Source organism: Streptomyces vastus (assembly GCF_039532825.1).
GTDB classification, from domain to species: Bacteria; Actinomycetota; Actinomycetes; order Streptomycetales; family Streptomycetaceae; genus Streptomyces; species Streptomyces vastus.
Genome location: NZ_BAAASJ010000072.1, coordinates 49,063 through 64,856 on the forward strand (window position 1 = coordinate 49,063; position 15,794 = coordinate 64,856).

Genomic DNA, 15,794 nt, shown 5'->3' on the forward strand with positions numbered 1-15,794 from the left:
TGCGTCGCGTACGCACCGCCCCCGTGGTTCCGCTCTTTCGGTTCAGTCCTCCGACGAGTCGTCAGCCGAGCCCTCGTCATCGGCCCCCGGTCGCTGCGGCTTCGGCGGCCGGGGACGGCCGCCCGGGTTGTCCCTCAGGAACGGAGCGGGGTCGCCGCTCTCCGTGGCATGACCGCCGGCCTGGCCCGTCGCCGGGCCGTTGCCGTCCCGCCGCCGCAGATAGCGCTCGAACTCGCGGGCGATCGCGTCGCCCGAGGCCTCGGGAAGCTCGGCGGTGTCCCGGGCCTCCTCCAGCGACTGCACGTACTCGGCGACCTCGCTGTCCTCCGCGGCCAGCTGGTCCACGCCCAACTGCCAGGCCCGCGCGTCCTCGGGCAGCTCGCCCAGCGGGATACGCAGGTCGATGAGGTCCTCCAGGCGGTTGAGGAGGGCCAGCGTCGCTTTCGGGTTCGGCGGCTGCGAGACGTAGTGCGGCACGGCCGCCCACAAGGAGACCGCCGGTACGCCCGCGTGCGTGCACGCTTCCTGGAGGATGCCGACGATGCCCGTCGGCCCCTCGTACTTGGTCTCCTCCAGGTCCATGGTGCGGGCCAGGTCCGCGTCGGACGTGACGCCGCTGACCGGGACCGGACGCGTGTGCGGGGTGTCGCCGAGCAGGGCGCCCATGATCACCACCAGCTCCACGCCGAGCTCATGGGCGAAGCCCAGGATCTCGTTGCAGAACGAGCGCCAGCGCATGGACGGTTCGATGCCGCGGACCAGGACCAGGTCTCGCGGCTTCTCGCCGCCGACCCGGACCACGGAGAGCCGGGTCGTCGGCCAGGTGACCTTGCGTACGCCGCCGTCCAGCCACACGGTGGGCCGGTTGACCTGGAAATCGTAGTAGTCCTCGGCGTCGAGCGCCGCGAAGACCTCGCCCTTCCACTCCCTGTCGAGATGCGCGACCGCGGTGGAAGCGGCGTCGCCGGCGTCGTTCCAGCCCTCGAACGCGGCCACCATGACCGGGTCGACCAGCTCGGGAACCCCCTCGAGCTCGATCACCCAGCGCCTCCTTCCGACGTGCCCTCACGTACGCCCCAACCTTACGGCGTGCGCGCGGGGCGCCCGCAGCCCCCTTGCATGGGGGAGTGAACGCATCACTGCCCCGTTCGCCACCCCGGAACACCCCCCAGTCATCCGAGCTGTGATCGCCCGTTCCTCACAGGGTGCTGCGCAGCCACTGCTCCACGCTCGCGATGTGCACCGTCGCCCAGGAGCGGGCCGCCTCCGCGTCGCGGTCGCGCAGGGCCGCGAGGATCGCGCGGTGCTCGTGCAGGGTGCGGCTGACCGCGTCCTCCTGGGTCAGCCCACGCCAGATCCGGGCCCGGGTGGTGGGCCCGGAGAGACCGTCGAGGAGCGAGCAGAGCACGGAGTTGCCGGAGCTCTGCACGATGCCGCGGTGGAACTCCAGGTCGCAGGCGACGAGTTCCTCCACCGAGGGCGCGGCGCCCAGTGCGTCCAGCTGGGCCGTGAGCGCGTCGACTTGCTGCTCGCTGATACGCAGGGCGGCCATCGAGGTCGCGGCCGGCTCCAGGATGCGGCGTACGGCCAGGAACTCCAGGACCGTGTCGTCGCGGTGGAAGTCGACGACGAAGCTCAGCGCCTCCAGCAGAAGTTGCGGGTCCAGGCTGGTGACGTACGTGCCGTCGCCCTGCCGTACGTCCAGGATGCGGATCAGGGAGAGCGCCCGTACGGCCTCCCGCAGGGAGTTGCGGGACAGGCCCAGATCGGCGGCGAGTTCGCTCTCCTTGGGGAGCCGGTCGCCGGGGCGCAGCGCGCCGGAGACGATCATTTCCTTGATCTTTTCGATCGCCTCATCGGTGACTGCCATGGCGGGCCTCCCTGTCGATCAGATATGTCGCTCAGACATCCGATGTCTCATTATGGGGCCTCGACGGCCCTGGTGAGGCCCGTGCGGGACGAGCATCCACGCCATGTACGACACGGGGGAGGGGCGGCTCCATTGAATGGACGCCGCCCCTCGGAAGGAAGTGAGTCTCCCCTACTTCTTGTCGAGAAGCTCCTGCACCTTGCCGCGGACCTCGTCCGTCGCGAGCCCGCGAATCGTCAGCGTCGTACGGCGGCGCAGCACGTCGTCCGCCGTCTCGGCCCACTCGTTGTCCCGGGCGTAGACGACCTGCGCCCAGATCTCCGGGGCGTCCGGGTGGACACGCTCGGCGAGCTCCGGAGCGTCGTTCGCGAGGCGGGCGATGTCGAAGGCCAGCGAGCCGTAGTGCGTGGCCAGGTGCCTGGCGGTGTCCGGTGCCATGCGCGGACCCGGTGCCGGGTGGTCGACGAGCAGGCGGTGCGCGACCGCGCGCGGGTTGGCGACGCCCGGCAGCGGCAGCTTCTTCGGCAGCTCGGAGACCGGCTCGAAGTCCTCGCCGAGCGGACGGCCCGGCAGCGACTCCAGCTTCTTCATGACCGTACGGCCGATGTGGCGGAAGGTCGTCCACTTGCCGCCCGCGACGGACAGCATGCCGCCCGCGCCCTCGGTGACGACCGTCTCCCGCTTGGCCTTCGAGGTGTCGCCGGGCCCGCCGGGCAGGACGCGCAGACCCGCGAAGGAGTACGTGATCAGGTCACGGGACAGCTGCTGGTCACGGATCGAGAAGGCGGCCTCGTCCAGGATCTGCGCGATGTCCTTCTCGGTGACCGCGACGTCCGCGGGGTCGCCCTCATAGGCCTCGTCGGTCGTACCGAGCAGCAGCATGTCCTCCCAGGGGAGGGCGAAGGTGATGCGGTACTTGTCGATCGGGGTGGCCAGCGCCGCCTTCCACGGCGACGTCCTCTTGAGGACGAGGTGTGCGCCCTTCGACAGACGTATGGAAGGCGCCGCGTTCGCGTTCTCCATCCGGCGCAGGTGGTCGACCCACGGCCCTGTCGCGTTGAGCACAAGGCGGGCCGACACCCCGAACTCGCTGCCGTCGAGACGGTCGCGCAGCTCGGCGCCGCTCACCCGGCCCTTGGTGAAGCGCAGCCCGGTGACCTCGGCGTGGTTCAGTACGACGGCGCCCGACTCGACGGCCGCGCGGACCGTCATCAGCGCCATCCGGGAGTCGTTCATCTGGTCGTCGCCGTACACGGCCACGGCCTTGAGGTGGTCCGTACGCAGCTCGGGCACGTCCTGCGCGGCCTTCGACGGCGAGAGCAGGTGCCCGACACCATCACCGAACGCCGACAGCGCGGAGTAGGCGAAGACGCCCGCTCCGAGCTTCGCCGCGCCGTGCGGCCCGCCCTTGTACACGGGGAGGTAGAACGTGAGCGGGTTCGCCAGGTGGGGGGCCACCTGGCGGGAGACCGCACGGCGCTCGAAGTGGTTCTCCGCGACCAGCTTCACCGCGCCGGTCTGCAGATAGCGCAGACCGCCGTGGAGCAGCTTGGAGGACGCGGAGGAGGTGGCACCGGCGAAGTCGCCGGCGTCGACCAGCGCCACCCGCAGCCCGGACTGCGCGGCATGCCAGGCGGTGGAGATGCCCAGGATGCCGCCGCCGATGACGAGAAGGTCGTACGTCGCCTTGGAGAGCCGCTCCCGGGTCTCGGCGCGGCTCACTGCTTTTGAATGCAAGACAGCAGAGCCGGAGGCCGGGCGCGTACCGAGGGCAGGTACGGACTGCAGGGTGGACTGACTGGTCATGCGGATTCTTACTCCTTGTCAGAGCTTCTCGGAGCGCTCGTCAGCTCTCGCAGGCGCTCGTCAGCTCTCGTCCTCGAGCCAGCCCATGGTCCGCTCCACGGCCTTGAGCCAGCTCTTGTACTCGCGGTCGCGGATCTCCGCGGCCATGTTGGGGGTCCACTCGGCGGCCCGGCGCCAGTTGGCGCGCAGGTCGTCGGTGCTGTTCCAGAAGCCGACGGCGAGACCGGCGGCGTAGGCGGCGCCGAGGCAGGTGGTCTCGGCAACCATCGGGCGCACCACGGGGGCGTCCAGGAAGTCCGAGAGGGTCTGCATCAGCAGGTTGTTGGAGGTCATGCCGCCGTCGACCTTGAGGGCGGCGAGTTCGACGCCGGAGTCCTTGGTCATGGCGTCGCTGATCTCACGGGTCTGCCAGGCGGTGGCCTCCAGCACGGCACGGGCGATGTGCGCCTTGGTGACGTACCGGGTCAGGCCGGCGATCACACCGCGGGCGTCGGGGCGCCAGTACGGGGCGAAGAGGCCGGAGAACGCGGGGACGAAGTAGGCGCCGCCGTTGTCCTCCACCGACGAGGCCAGGGTCTCGATCTCTGCGGCCGTGCTGATCAGGCCCATCTGATCGCGCATCCACTGCACCAGCGCGCCGGTGACGGCGATGGAGCCCTCCAGGGCGTAGACCGGCGCCTGGTCGCCGATCCGGTAGCCGACCGTGGTGAGCAGGCCCGAGTAGGAGTTGATGATCTTGTCACCGGTGTTCATCAGCATGAAGGTGCCGGTGCCGTACGTGGACTTGGCCTCGCCCTCGGAGAAGCAGGTCTGGCCGAACAGGGCCGCCTGCTGGTCGCCGAGCGCGGAGGCGACCGGGATGCCGCCGAGCAGGTCGCCCAGCTTGCCGCCGGTGATCTCGCCGTACACCTCGGCGGAGGAGCGGATCTCGGGCAGCATCTGCATCGGAACGCCGATGGATTCGCAGATCTTGTCGTCCCACTGCATCGTGTGCAGGTTCATGAGGAGGGTGCGGGAGGCGTTGGTGACGTCGGTGACGTGGTGTCCGCCGTCGACACCGCCGGTGAGGTTCCAGATGACCCAGGAGTCCATCGTGCCGAAGAGGATGTCGCCGGCCTCGGCGCGCTCCCGCAGGCCCTCGACGTTGTCGAGCAGCCAGCGGGCCTTCGGACCTGCGAAGTACGAGGCGAGCGGCAGGCCCGTCTCGCGGCGGAAACGGTCCTGGCCGACATTGCGGCCGAGCTCCCTGCAGAGGGCGTCGGTACGGGTGTCCTGCCAGACGATGGCGTTGTGGACGGGCTCACCGGTGTTCTTGTCCCACAGCAGCGTGGTCTCGCGCTGGTTGGTGATGCCGATGGCCTTGATGTCGTCGCGGGTGATGCCGGCCTTCTCGATGGCACTGGCCACGACCTCCTGGACGTTGGTCCAGATCTCGGCGGCGTTGTGCTCGACCCAGCCCGGCTTGGGGAAGATCTGCTCGTGCTCCTTCTGGTCGACGGAGACGATCCGGCCGTCCCGGTCGAAGACGATGCAGCGGCTGGAGGTGGTGCCCTGGTCGATGGCGGCGATGAAGGGACCTGCGGTGTGAGCGTCGGTCACGGTGTGCTCCTGAAATTCCGTGGTCAAAGAGGCGGTCTGAGGGGCTGGCTTACTGCGCTGGTTTACGGCTCGCTCGCGGCTACAAGTGAACGTACGGCCCCCGAGGCCGCACGGCTCTAAGCAAAAGCGACGTTGTAGATACCTGCGGCGACAGCTCCGCCGATCAGCGGACCGGCGACCGGGATCCAGGCGTAGCCCCAGTCGGAACCGCCCTTGTTGGGCAGCGGCAGCAGGGCGTGCACGATACGCGGGCCGAGGTCGCGGGCCGGGTTGATGGCATACCCGGTCGGACCGCCCAGCGACAGGCCGATGCCGACGACCACGAGCGCGGTGATCAGCGCGCCGAGGGTGCCGAGGCCCTTGCCGCTGTCGTTAAGGCCCTGGGTGAGGACCGCGAGCACCAGCACGACCGTGCCGATGATCTCCGTGGCGAGGTTCTGCGCGGCGATCCGGATCTCGGGACCGGTGGAGAAGATGCCGAGCACGGGGCCGGCCGCCGCCTCCCGCGCCTCGACGGACTTGGTGTCCTGCGCGCCCGGGCCGCCCACGATCTCGCGGTCGGTGAGGTGGGCGTGGAACTGTCCGTAGTACGCGACCCAGACCAGCGCCGCGCCGATCATGGCGCCTAGGAGCTGTCCCGCCCAGTAGGTGGGGACGTCGCCCCATTCGCCATCCTTGATGGCGATGCCGAGCGTGACGGCGGGGTTCAGGTGGGCACCGGAGAGGGGTGCCGAGGTGTAGACGGCGGTGAGTACCGCGAAGCCCCACCCGAAGGCGATGGCGAGCCATCCGGCGTTACGCGCCTTGGAGGCCTTCAGTGTGACGGCGGCGCAGACCCCGCCGCCGAGGAGGATGAGTATGGCGGTACCGATGGTCTCGCCGATGAAGATGTCGGAGCTGGACACCCGCGACTCCTTTGTCCTTCGTCCAGGGGGAAAGCCGAACCCCGGGTCCCTCCGGTGGTCCGTGCCCTCAAGGATGAGAGCGATGCCGGCCCTTGGCGTTGCCACACTCTAGCGCGTATTGCCGGTAGGTGTTCGACAATGCCGACCGATGGACGCGAGTCTTGCCCCAGGCTCGGCGGCACGTCAAGAGCCCTGTTGCCGAATCTCTCGCAGACCCCGTGATCGTTACTGATCGACAGAGGGCCGGGGCATCGACGAATCCACCGTCGATGCCCCGGCCCTCTGCCCTGCTGGTCTTCTGCGGACGCTCAGAACCGCCCGGCGCCCAGGTCCCGCGACACGGCGCGGGCGCAGTCCCGTACCGCCGCGATCAGCTCGGGACGCAGCTCCCCGTTCGAGCAGAACCGCTCCACGGCCCCGGTGACGCCCACCGCACCGACCGGCATCCGCCGCCGGTCGTGGATGGGTGCGGCGACGGACGCTATGCCTTCCCAGGTCTCCTCCACGTCGGCCGCGAAGCCACGCGCGCGCGTGAGGTCCAGGACCTCCTCCAGGGCGTCCAACTCGCATACGGTCCGCGCCGTGAACTCCTTGCGCTCGGCCTCCAGGACCTCGGTGTGCGCCACCGGGTCGTACGCCGACAGCACCTTGCCCAGGGCCGTGGAGTGCAGCGGCTGCATGGCACCGACCTCCAGGACCTGACGGCTGTCGTCGGGCCTGAAGACGTGGTGCACGATCAGCACTCCGTGCTGGTGCAGGACCCCCAGGTAGACGCTCTCGCCGCTGGAGCGGGCCAGATCGTCGGTCCAGACGAGGGCACGCGCCCGCAGCTCGTGGACGTCCAGATACGTGGTGCCGAGCCGCAGCAGTTCCGCGCCCAGCTGATAGCGCCCGGAGGCGGCGTCCTGCTCGACGAAGCCCTCCTGCTGGAGCGTGCGGAGTATGCCGTGGGCGGTGCCCTTGGCGAGACCGAGCGAGGAGGCGATGTCCGACAGGCCGAGCCGTCGCTCACCGCCCGCGAGGAGCCGCAGCATCGCGGCCGCCCGTTCGAGCGACTGGATGTTCCGTGCCATCGCAGTCCTGCCTCCGTCCCCTTCGACCGTCGACATGCGGGCTCCGGTGCCGCCGTTCGACAATGCTGAACACTATCGGTCGTTGCCGACCTCCCGCTAATGGGTGGCCGTCAGTTGTGGTCATAGGTCCCGGACGGAACCTCACCGGGACCGCGCCCGCAACGCCCGTCCGTCCCGTGGACTCCCCTGACCCTCCGAACCCGCTCCCGGCTACCCTGGCTGGGTGCGTCCTCCGCCGGGAGCCGCATAGCCGACAGCCGTCGCACAACAGGGAGCCCTTTCATGGCCTCGTCGCCAACCCCTTCCTCCGACAGCCGGACCCGCATCGCCGCCCTACGTGAGGCGCTCGCCACCCGTGTGGTGGTGGCCGACGGCGCCATGGGCACGATGCTGCAGGCCCAGGACCCGACGCTCGAGGATTTCGAGAACCTCGAGGGCTGTAACGAGATTCTGAACGTCACGCGCCCCGACATCGTCCGCTCCGTCCACGAGGAGTACTTCTCCGTCGGCGTCGACTGCGTCGAGACGAACACCTTCGGTTCGAACCACTCAGCTGCCGGCGAGTACGAGATCGCCGACCGGATCTTCGAGCTGTCCGAGGCGGGCGCCCGGATCGCCCGCGAGGTCGCCGACGAGTTCGGCGCCAAGGACGGTCGCCAGCGCTGGGTCCTCGGCTCGATCGGCCCGGGCACCAAGCTGCCGTCGCTCGGCCACATCGCGTACGACGTACTGCGTGACGGCTACCAGCAGAACGCCGAGGGCCTGCTCGCCGGTGGCGCGGACGCCCTGATCGTGGAGACCACGCAGGATCTGCTGCAGACCAAGTCAAGTCTGATCGGTGCGCGCCGCGCGATGGATGCCGTGGGCGTGAACGTGCCGCTGATCTGCTCGCTCGCCTTCGAGACCACCGGCGTCATGCTGCTCGGTTCGGAGATCGGTGCGGCGCTGACCGCCCTGGAGCCGCTCGGCATCGACCTGATCGGCCTGAACTGCTCGACCGGCCCGGCCGAGATGAGTGAGCACCTGCGCTATCTGGCCCGCCACTCGCGTACGCCGCTGATGTGCATGCCGAACGCCGGGCTGCCCATCCTCACGAAGGACGGCGCGTACTTCCCGCTGACGGCGCCCGAGATGGCCGACGCCCAGGAGAACTTCGTACGCGATTACGGCCTCTCACTGGTCGGCGGCTGCTGCGGCTCGACGCCCGAGCACCTGCGCCAAGTCGTCGAGCGTGTACGGGATCTGGCCTCGGCCGAGCGCGACCCGCAGCCCGAGCCCGGTGCCGCCTCCCTCTACCAGACCGTGCCGTTCCGTCAGGACACCGCATACATGGCGATCGGTGAGCGCACCAACGCCAACGGCTCGAAGAAGTTCCGCGAGGCCATGCTGGAGGGCCGCTGGGACGACTGCGTGGAGATGGCCCGCGAGCAGATCCGCGAGGGCGCCCACATGCTGGACCTGTGCGTGGACTACGTGGGCCGCGACGGCGTCGCCGACATGGAGGAACTGGCCGGCCGCTTCGCCACCGCCTCCACGCTGCCGATCGTGCTGGACTCCACCGAGGTCGACGTCATCAAGGCCGGCCTGGAGAAGCTGGGCGGCCGGGCGGTCATCAACTCGGTCAACTACGAGGACGGCGACGGCCCCGAGTCCCGGTTCGCGAAGGTCACCAAGCTCGCGCAGGAGCACGGTGCCGCGCTGATCGCGCTGACCATCGACGAGGAGGGGCAGGCCCGTACGCCGGAGCACAAGGTCGCGATCGCCGAGCGGCTGATCGCCGACCTGACCGGCAACTGGGGCATCCACGAGTCGGACATCCTCATCGACACCCTGACCTTCACCATCTGCACCGGCCAGGAGGAGTCCCGCAAGGACGGCATCGCCACCATCGAGGCGATCCGCGAACTCAAGCGCCGCCACCCGGATGTGCAGACCACGCTGGGCCTGTCGAACATCTCCTTCGGCCTGAACCCGGCCGCCCGCGTCCTGCTCAACTCGGTCTTCCTGGACGAGTGCGTCAAGGCGGGCCTGGACTCGGCGATCGTCCATGCGTCGAAGATCCTCCCGATCGCCCGCTTCACCGAGGAAGAGGTCCAGACGGCCCTCGACCTGATCTACGACCGCCGCGCCGAGGGATACGACCCGCTCCAGAAGCTCATGGCCCTGTTCGAGGGCGCCACCACCAAGTCCCTGAAGGCGGGCCGTGCCGAGGAACTGGCCGCACTGCCGCTGGACGAGCGCCTCAAGCGCCGCATCATCGACGGCGAGAAGAACGGCCTCGAACAGGACCTGGATGATGCACTCCAGGAGCGCCCGGCCCTCGACATCGTCAACGAGACGCTCCTTGACGGCATGAAGGTGGTCGGCGAGCTGTTCGGCTCCGGCCAGATGCAGCTGCCGTTCGTGCTCCAGTCCGCCGAGGCGATGAAGACCGCGGTCGCCTACCTCGAACCGCACATGGAGAAGGTCGAGGGCGACGAGGCCGGCAAGGGCACCATCGTGCTCGCCACCGTGCGCGGCGACGTGCACGACATCGGCAAGAACCTGGTCGACATCATCCTGTCCAACAACGGCTACAACGTGGTCAACCTGGGCATCAAGCAGCCCGTCTCCGCGATCCTGGAGGCCGCCGAGGAGCACAAGGCCGATGTCATCGGCATGTCCGGCCTCCTGGTCAAGTCCACGGTGATCATGAAGGAGAACCTGCAGGAGCTCAACCAGCGCAAGATGGCCGCCGACTACCCGGTGATCCTCGGCGGGGCGGCCCTGACCCGGGCGTACGTCGAACAGGACCTGCACGAGATCTACGAGGGCGAAGTCCGCTACGCCCGCGACGCGTTCGAGGGCCTGCGGCTGATGGACGCGCTGATCGGCGTCAAGCGGGGTGTGCCGGGAGCGTCCCTGCCCGAGCTGAAGCAGCGTCGGGTCAGGGCCACCGCCCAGACCGTCGTCGAGGAACGCCCCGAGGAGGGCGCGGTCCGCTCCGACGTGGCCATCGACAACCCCATCCCGGAGCCGCCGTTCTGGGGAACCCGCGTCATCAAGGGCATCCAGCTCAAGGAGTACGCGTCCTGGCTGGACGAGGGCGCGCTGTTCAAGGGCCAGTGGGGCCTCAAGCAGGCGCGTACGGGCGACGGGCCGACGTACGAGGAGCTGGTGGAGACCGAGGGCCGGCCGCGGCTGCGGGGACTGCTGGACCAGCTGCAGACCGGGAACCTGCTGGAAGCGGCCGTGGTCTACGGCTACTTCCCGTGCGTGTCCAAGGACGACGACCTGATCCTGCTGGACGAGGCGGGCAACGAGCGCACACGCTTCACGTTCCCGCGTCAGCGCCGTGGCCGCCGGTTGTGCCTGGCCGACTTCTTCCGCCCCGAGGAGTCCGGCGAGACGGACGTGGTCGGCCTCCAGGTCGTCACCGTCGGTTCCCGGATCGGCGAGGAGACGGCGAAGCTGTTCGCCTCCGACGCCTACCGCGACTACCTCGAACTGCACGGCCTGTCCGTGCAGTTGGCCGAGGCCCTGGCGGAGTACTGGCACGCGCGCGTGCGTTCCGAACTCGGCTTCGCCGGTGAGGACCCGGCCGACATCGAGGACATGTTCGCGCTGAAGTACCGCGGCGCCCGCTTCTCGCTCGGCTACGGCGCCTGCCCGGACCTGGAGGACCGCGCCAAGATCGCCGAACTGCTGGAGCCGGAGCGGATCGGCGTCCAGCTGTCCGAGGAGTTCCAGCTCCACCCGGAGCAGTCCACGGACGCGATCGTCATTCACCACCCCGAGGCGAAGTACTTCAACGCTCGATGAGCTGAGACTGAGGCGAGCTCGCGAGGGCACACGCACCGGCTGCGAGGGCACCCTGAGATGGCCCCACGGCGGGCCTACAGTGTGCCCTCGCACACCTCCGTTAAACGCAGCGTTTCCGCTGCGAGAGTCGTACACTGGTCGGTCCAGCGCAGGCCGGTTCCTCACCAGGAGCCGGCCTTCTCGTCCCTCTCGGAGGTGTGCCCGGATGACCAGTACGGTTCCCGCACTCGGTACCCGTACGGCCGAAGGCTCCGCCTTGCAGGCCGTGCTCCTCGACATGGACGGAACCCTGGTGGACACCGAGGGCTTCTGGTGGGACGCCGAGGTCGAGGTGTTCGCGCGCCTCGGCCACCGGCTCGACGACTCCTGGCGTCATGTCGTGGTCGGCGGTCCCATGACCCGCAGCGCGGGTTTCCTCATCGAGGCCACCGGAGCCGACGTCACCCTCGCCGAGCTCACGGTGCTGCTGAACGACGGGTTCGAGGACCGTATCGGCCGCTCCCTGCCGCTGATGCCGGGCGCCGCGAGGCTGCTCGCCGAACTGGCCGCACATGAAATCCCCACGGCTCTGGTCTCCGCCTCGCACCGCCGCATCATCGACCGCGTACTGACTTCGCTCGGCCCGGGAAACTTCGGGCTGACCGTCGCGGGGGACGAGGTCGAGCGCACCAAGCCGCACCCCGACCCGTATCTGCTCGCGGCAGGCGGCCTCGGCGCGGACCCGGCCAGGTGCGTGGTCATCGAGGACACCGCGACGGGGATCGCGTCCGCCGAGGCCGCGGGCTGCCATGTGGTGGCCGTACCCTCCGTGGCACCGATCACCCCGGCCGCCCGGCGCACCGTCGTGCCCTCGCTGGAAGAAGTCGACCTGTCCTTCCTGCGCGGTCTGCTGACGTTCTGAGCACTGCTTGCGGACTGCTTGTGAACGGGAACGTGCCGACCGCCCACCCTGCGTGAAAAGTTGAATGCGAGATAAAACCGCAATCGACTACGTGTGCAGGCCATCTGGGTAATTCAATATTCGCCGAATGGCTGAATAGCTATGCCACTCAACCCAGTTGATCCTGTGATGTTCACCACCCCTAGCACGGTCGACATAGGGTCCGCGATATGCCGTAAGCCTCTTACCGGCAGTACAGGACGTGACCTTGTGTCCCGTTTGATGGAGCCGTGCGCGAATCTTCCGGTGTCGGGTTTTCGGTGCGTCCACGGCCGGTTTCGCAGCGTGATGGGAAGTCAACTCCGGTAACGGCGAGATGTCCTGCTGGTGCGGACTAATCTCATGGCGAGAACATCGCCGTAACACCCGTGACCCGCCTGCAACACCCCGGCCTGCCGGTTCACGGATCGAAAGCTCTGGAGAACGTCGAGCATGAACCGTAAGACCTTGGTGCTGCCGGCCATGATCGGCCTGCTCGCCCCGGTCCTCACCGCATGTGGCGGGTCCGGCAACGGGGGCGGCAGCGACGACGCCATCGTCGTGGGCACCACCGACCGGTTCGCCGCCTCGAAGGATGCCCCCGCGCCACTGGACCCGGCCTACGCGTACGACGTCAGCACCTGGAACGTGCTGAGGCAGACCCTCCAGACGCTGATGACCCTGCCCGACGGCGGCGGCGACCCCCAGCCCGAGGCCGCCCAGCGCTGTGGCTTCAGCGACTCCGGCAACGAGCGGTACGCGTGCACCCTGCGCGAAGGCCTCAAGTTCGCGAACGGCGAGCCCATCACCGCGGACGATGTGAAGTTCTCCATCGAACGCGCGCTGCGGATCCAGGCCGACAGCGGAGTCTTCGCCCTGCTCTCGAACATCGACACCATCGAGACCAAGGGCGACCGTGAGGTGATCTTCCACCTCAAGACCTCCGACGCCACATTCCCGTTCAAGCTGTCGACGCCGGTCGCGGGCATCGTCAACCCCGACGCCTACGACAAGAACAAGCTGCGCGACGGCTTCGCCGTGGACGGCTCCGGCCCGTACACCCTCAAGGCCGAGGTCAAGAATGACGAACTCGTGAACGCCGTCTTCACCAAGAACCCCGGCTACCAGGGGCAGTTGAAGGTGAAGAACGAAAAGGTCGAGCTGCGCTCCTTCGCCGGCGCCGACGCCATGGGTACCGCGCTCGACAAGGGCGACATCAGCGTGATGACCCGCACCATGACGCCCGCGCAGATCAGAAAGCTCCAGAACGCCAAGTCCACGAGCATCGACCTGATCGAGCAACCCGGCCTGGAAATCCACTACCTGGGCTTCAACACCAACGACCCGTCGGTGAAGTCCAAGGTCGTCCGCCAGGCGATGGCGCAGGTCATCAACCGCGGTGAACTCGTCTCCGATGTGTACGGCACCGGCGCCGAACCGCTGTACTCCATGGTGCCGACCACCGTCACCGGCCATGCCAACTCGTTCTTCAACAAGTACGGCGAGCCCGACACCGCCAAGGCAAAGGCCCTGCTGTCCGAGGCGAACGTCACCACGCCGGTGAAACTGACCCTGCACTACACGGACGACCACTACGGGCCCGCCACCAAAGAGGAGTTCGAGCTGCTGAAGAAGCAGCTGAACGACAGCGGACTGTTCGAGGTCGACATCAAGGGCGAGAAGTGGGCGACGTACCAGCCGAACGAGCGGAAGGGGAAGTACGAGGTCTACGGCATGGGCTGGTTCCCGGACTTCCCCGACGCCGACAACTACCTCGCGCCGTTCCTCGACAAGAACAACACCATCGGCTCGCCCTACGCGAACCCCGAGATCCGTAACACCCTGATCCCGGAGTCCCGTCGGCAGGCCGACCGGCTCACCGCGTCGCGGAGCATCGAGGAGATCCAGACCCTCGTCGCCGAGGACGTCCCCGTGCTCCCGCTGTGGCAGGGCAAGCAGTACATCGCCGCCCGGGACGATGTCACCGGCGCCGAACGGACCCTCAACTCCACCGCATCGCTCCAGCTTTGGGAGCTGGGCCGCGGCGCCGGCAGCTGACCCACCGCGCCGTCAGCAGCCCACCCCGCACGGCGAAAGCGGCTGACCGGACTTCTCCCGATTCCGCAAACCTGGGATTTCTCAGACCGACGACAAGGCACACGTACGTGAAAATGCGCACCACATGGCCGGTTCTGTCCATAGCGACAGCGCTGGCCGGCACTCTGCTGACCGGCTGCGGCTCCCAGTCGGGTGACTCCGGCGGCACCGGCTCGTCCGTCGTCATCGGGATGACCGACGACGTCCTGGCCACCGACCCCGCCTCGGGCTACGACCCGGGTTCCTGGCTGTTGTTCAACAACGTCTTCCAGTCCCTGCTGAGCTTCCCCAAGGGCGGCACGGAACCGGAGCCGGAAGCCGCGAAGTCGTGCTCCTTCACGGACGGGGACACCAGGGTCTACGAGTGCACCCTGCGCGACGGTCTGAAGTTCAGCAACGGTGACGAACTCACCTCCGAGGACGTCAAGTTCTCCTTCGACCGCATGATGAAGATCAACGACGCCGACGGCCCCGCGATCATGTTCCCCATGCTCGACAAGGTCGAGACGCCGGACGAGAAAACGGTCGTCTTCCAGCTGAAGGTCTCCGACGCCACCTTCCCCAGCAAGATCGCCTCCGGCGCCGGCTCGATCGTGAACCACCAGGAGTACGACGCGGACGGGCTGCGCGAGGACGGCGAGGCCATCGGCTCGGGCCCGTACCAACTCGACTCCTTCAGCGAGGACGAGGCCGTGTTCTCGGTCAACGAGAACTACGAAGGCAACGCCGACGTGCGGAACTCCGGCGTGACCCTCAAGTTCTTCCATGGCGACCGCTCACGCCTGCGCAAGGCCCTCACCGACACCAAGGTCGACGTCGCCTACCGCGGTCTCGCCGCCCAGGACGTCGCGGACATCGAGAACGACACGGCCACCAGCCGGGGCATCGACGTCATCGAGGGCTCCAGCGCCGAGGTGCAGCACCTGGTCTTCAACACCCAGGACCCGGTCGCGGGCCAGCTGAGCGTCCGCAAGGCGATCGCCCACCTCCTGGACCGCGAGGCTCTCGTCGAGGAGGTCTACGACTCCACGGCGACACCGCTGTACTCGATCATCCCGGCCGGTGTCACCGGCCACAACACGGCCTTCTTCGACACCTACGGCGCCCGCCCCTCGCGCACCAAGGCCGAGGACGAGCTGCGCGCCGACGGCATCACCGAGAAAGTGAAGCTGACCCTCTGGTCGACACCGACCCGCTACGGCCCGTCCACGGACCAGGAGTTCGAGGCGATCGCCGAACAGCTCAACGCCAGCGGCCTGTTCGACGCGAGCGTGAAGTCGGTCGCCTACGACCAGTACGAGAAGGACATCGAGGCCGGCAAGTACGGCGTGTACGTGAAGGGCTGGGTGCCGGACTACCCCGACCCCGACAACTTCACGGCCCCGTTCTTCGGCGAGGGCAACGTGCTCGGCAACGGCTACACGAACTCCACGGTCACCGGGCAGCTCATCCCCGAGACCGCCGCCCTGAGCGACCGCTCCTCGACCGAGCAGCAGTACGGGCAGCTCCAGGACATCGTCGCCGAGGAAGTCCCGGTCCTCCCGATCTGGCAGGCCAAGCAGTACGCGGTCGTCCGCGACAACGTGTACGGCCTGGAGTACTGCCTCGACGCGTCGACCGTGTTCCGTTTCTGGGAGATCAGCAAGGACTGACGGTCTGACGGTTGTGCGTATACGGCGATGGCCGCCCCTGTTCTTCGGAAAAGAGGGCGGCCATCGCCGTAT

10 protein-coding genes are annotated in these 15,794 nt (G+C 68.2%); 4 read left to right on the plus strand and 6 right to left on the minus strand.

The window, feature by feature from the left end; genetic code table 11:
* Positions 1-42 precede the first annotated feature (42 nt).
* From ABD357_RS26495 to ABD357_RS26520, 6 genes are all read right to left on the minus strand, one after another.
* Positions 43-1,041 (minus strand): PAC2 family protein, encoded by a 999-nt coding sequence (locus tag ABD357_RS26495; RefSeq protein ID WP_344393465.1) that lies wholly within the window; start codon positions 1,039-1,041, stop codon positions 43-45.
* Positions 1,042-1,198: 157 nt separating this feature from the next.
* A complete protein-coding gene (locus tag ABD357_RS26500; RefSeq protein ID WP_344393466.1) occupies positions 1,199-1,870 on the minus strand; it encodes a FadR/GntR family transcriptional regulator in 672 nt (223 codons plus the stop codon).
* Between the two features lie 171 nt (positions 1,871-2,041).
* The gene (locus ABD357_RS26505; RefSeq protein WP_344393467.1) at positions 2,042-3,676 is read right to left on the minus strand and encodes a glycerol-3-phosphate dehydrogenase/oxidase; all 1,635 of its coding nucleotides are present in this window, start codon (positions 3,674-3,676) and stop codon (positions 2,042-2,044) included.
* Positions 3,677-3,736: 60 nt separating this feature from the next.
* Positions 3,737-5,275, minus strand: coding sequence for a glycerol kinase GlpK (gene glpK, locus ABD357_RS26510; protein ID WP_344393469.1), 1,539 nt, complete (start codon positions 5,273-5,275; stop codon positions 3,737-3,739).
* Positions 5,276-5,391: 116 nt separating this feature from the next.
* Positions 5,392-6,180, minus strand: a complete 789-nt coding sequence (locus ABD357_RS26515) for an MIP/aquaporin family protein (RefSeq protein WP_344393471.1) — start codon at positions 6,178-6,180, stop codon at positions 5,392-5,394.
* 308 nt (positions 6,181-6,488) lie between these two features.
* Entirely contained in the window at positions 6,489-7,253 is a 765-nt protein-coding gene (locus tag ABD357_RS26520) for an IclR family transcriptional regulator (RefSeq protein WP_344393472.1), read from the minus strand.
* A 282-nt stretch (positions 7,254-7,535) separates the two neighbouring features.
* On the opposite strand from ABD357_RS26520, the gene metH reads away from it, so the two are divergent.
* From metH to ABD357_RS26540, 4 genes are all read left to right on the plus strand, one after another.
* Complete coding sequence (metH, locus tag ABD357_RS26525) at positions 7,536-11,054, plus strand: methionine synthase (RefSeq protein WP_344393474.1); 3,519 nt, start codon at positions 7,536-7,538, stop codon at positions 11,052-11,054.
* Between the two features lie 205 nt (positions 11,055-11,259).
* On the plus strand, positions 11,260-11,955 hold the full coding sequence (locus ABD357_RS26530; protein WP_344393475.1) for an HAD family hydrolase: 696 nt from the start codon (positions 11,260-11,262) through the stop codon (positions 11,953-11,955).
* A gap of 471 nt (positions 11,956-12,426) precedes the next feature.
* Positions 12,427-14,031 (plus strand): ABC transporter substrate-binding protein, encoded by a 1,605-nt coding sequence (locus ABD357_RS26535; RefSeq protein ID WP_344393476.1) that lies wholly within the window; start codon positions 12,427-12,429, stop codon positions 14,029-14,031.
* 107 nt (positions 14,032-14,138) lie between these two features.
* Positions 14,139-15,722, plus strand: coding sequence for an ABC transporter substrate-binding protein (locus ABD357_RS26540; RefSeq protein WP_344393477.1), 1,584 nt, complete (start codon positions 14,139-14,141; stop codon positions 15,720-15,722).
* The last annotated feature ends 72 nt before the right edge of the window (positions 15,723-15,794 follow it).

Bases quoted from the DNA above. Each gene is read 5' to 3' on its own strand.
- ABD357_RS26500 (WP_344393466.1), bottom strand. From the start codon at position 1,870: ATGGCAGTCACCGATGAGGCGATCGAAAAGATCAAGGAAATGATCGTC.
- ABD357_RS26505 (WP_344393467.1), bottom strand. From the start codon at position 3,676: ATGACCAGTCAGTCCACCCTGCAGTCCGTACCTGCCCTCGGTACGCGC.
- metH (WP_344393474.1), top strand. From the start codon at position 7,536: ATGGCCTCGTCGCCAACCCCTTCCTCCGACAGCCGGACCCGCATCGCC.
- ABD357_RS26535 (WP_344393476.1), top strand. From the start codon at position 12,427: ATGAACCGTAAGACCTTGGTGCTGCCGGCCATGATCGGCCTGCTCGCC.
- ABD357_RS26520 (WP_344393472.1), bottom strand. From the start codon at position 7,253: ATGGCACGGAACATCCAGTCGCTCGAACGGGCGGCCGCGATGCTGCGG.
- ABD357_RS26530 (WP_344393475.1), top strand. From the start codon at position 11,260: ATGACCAGTACGGTTCCCGCACTCGGTACCCGTACGGCCGAAGGCTCC.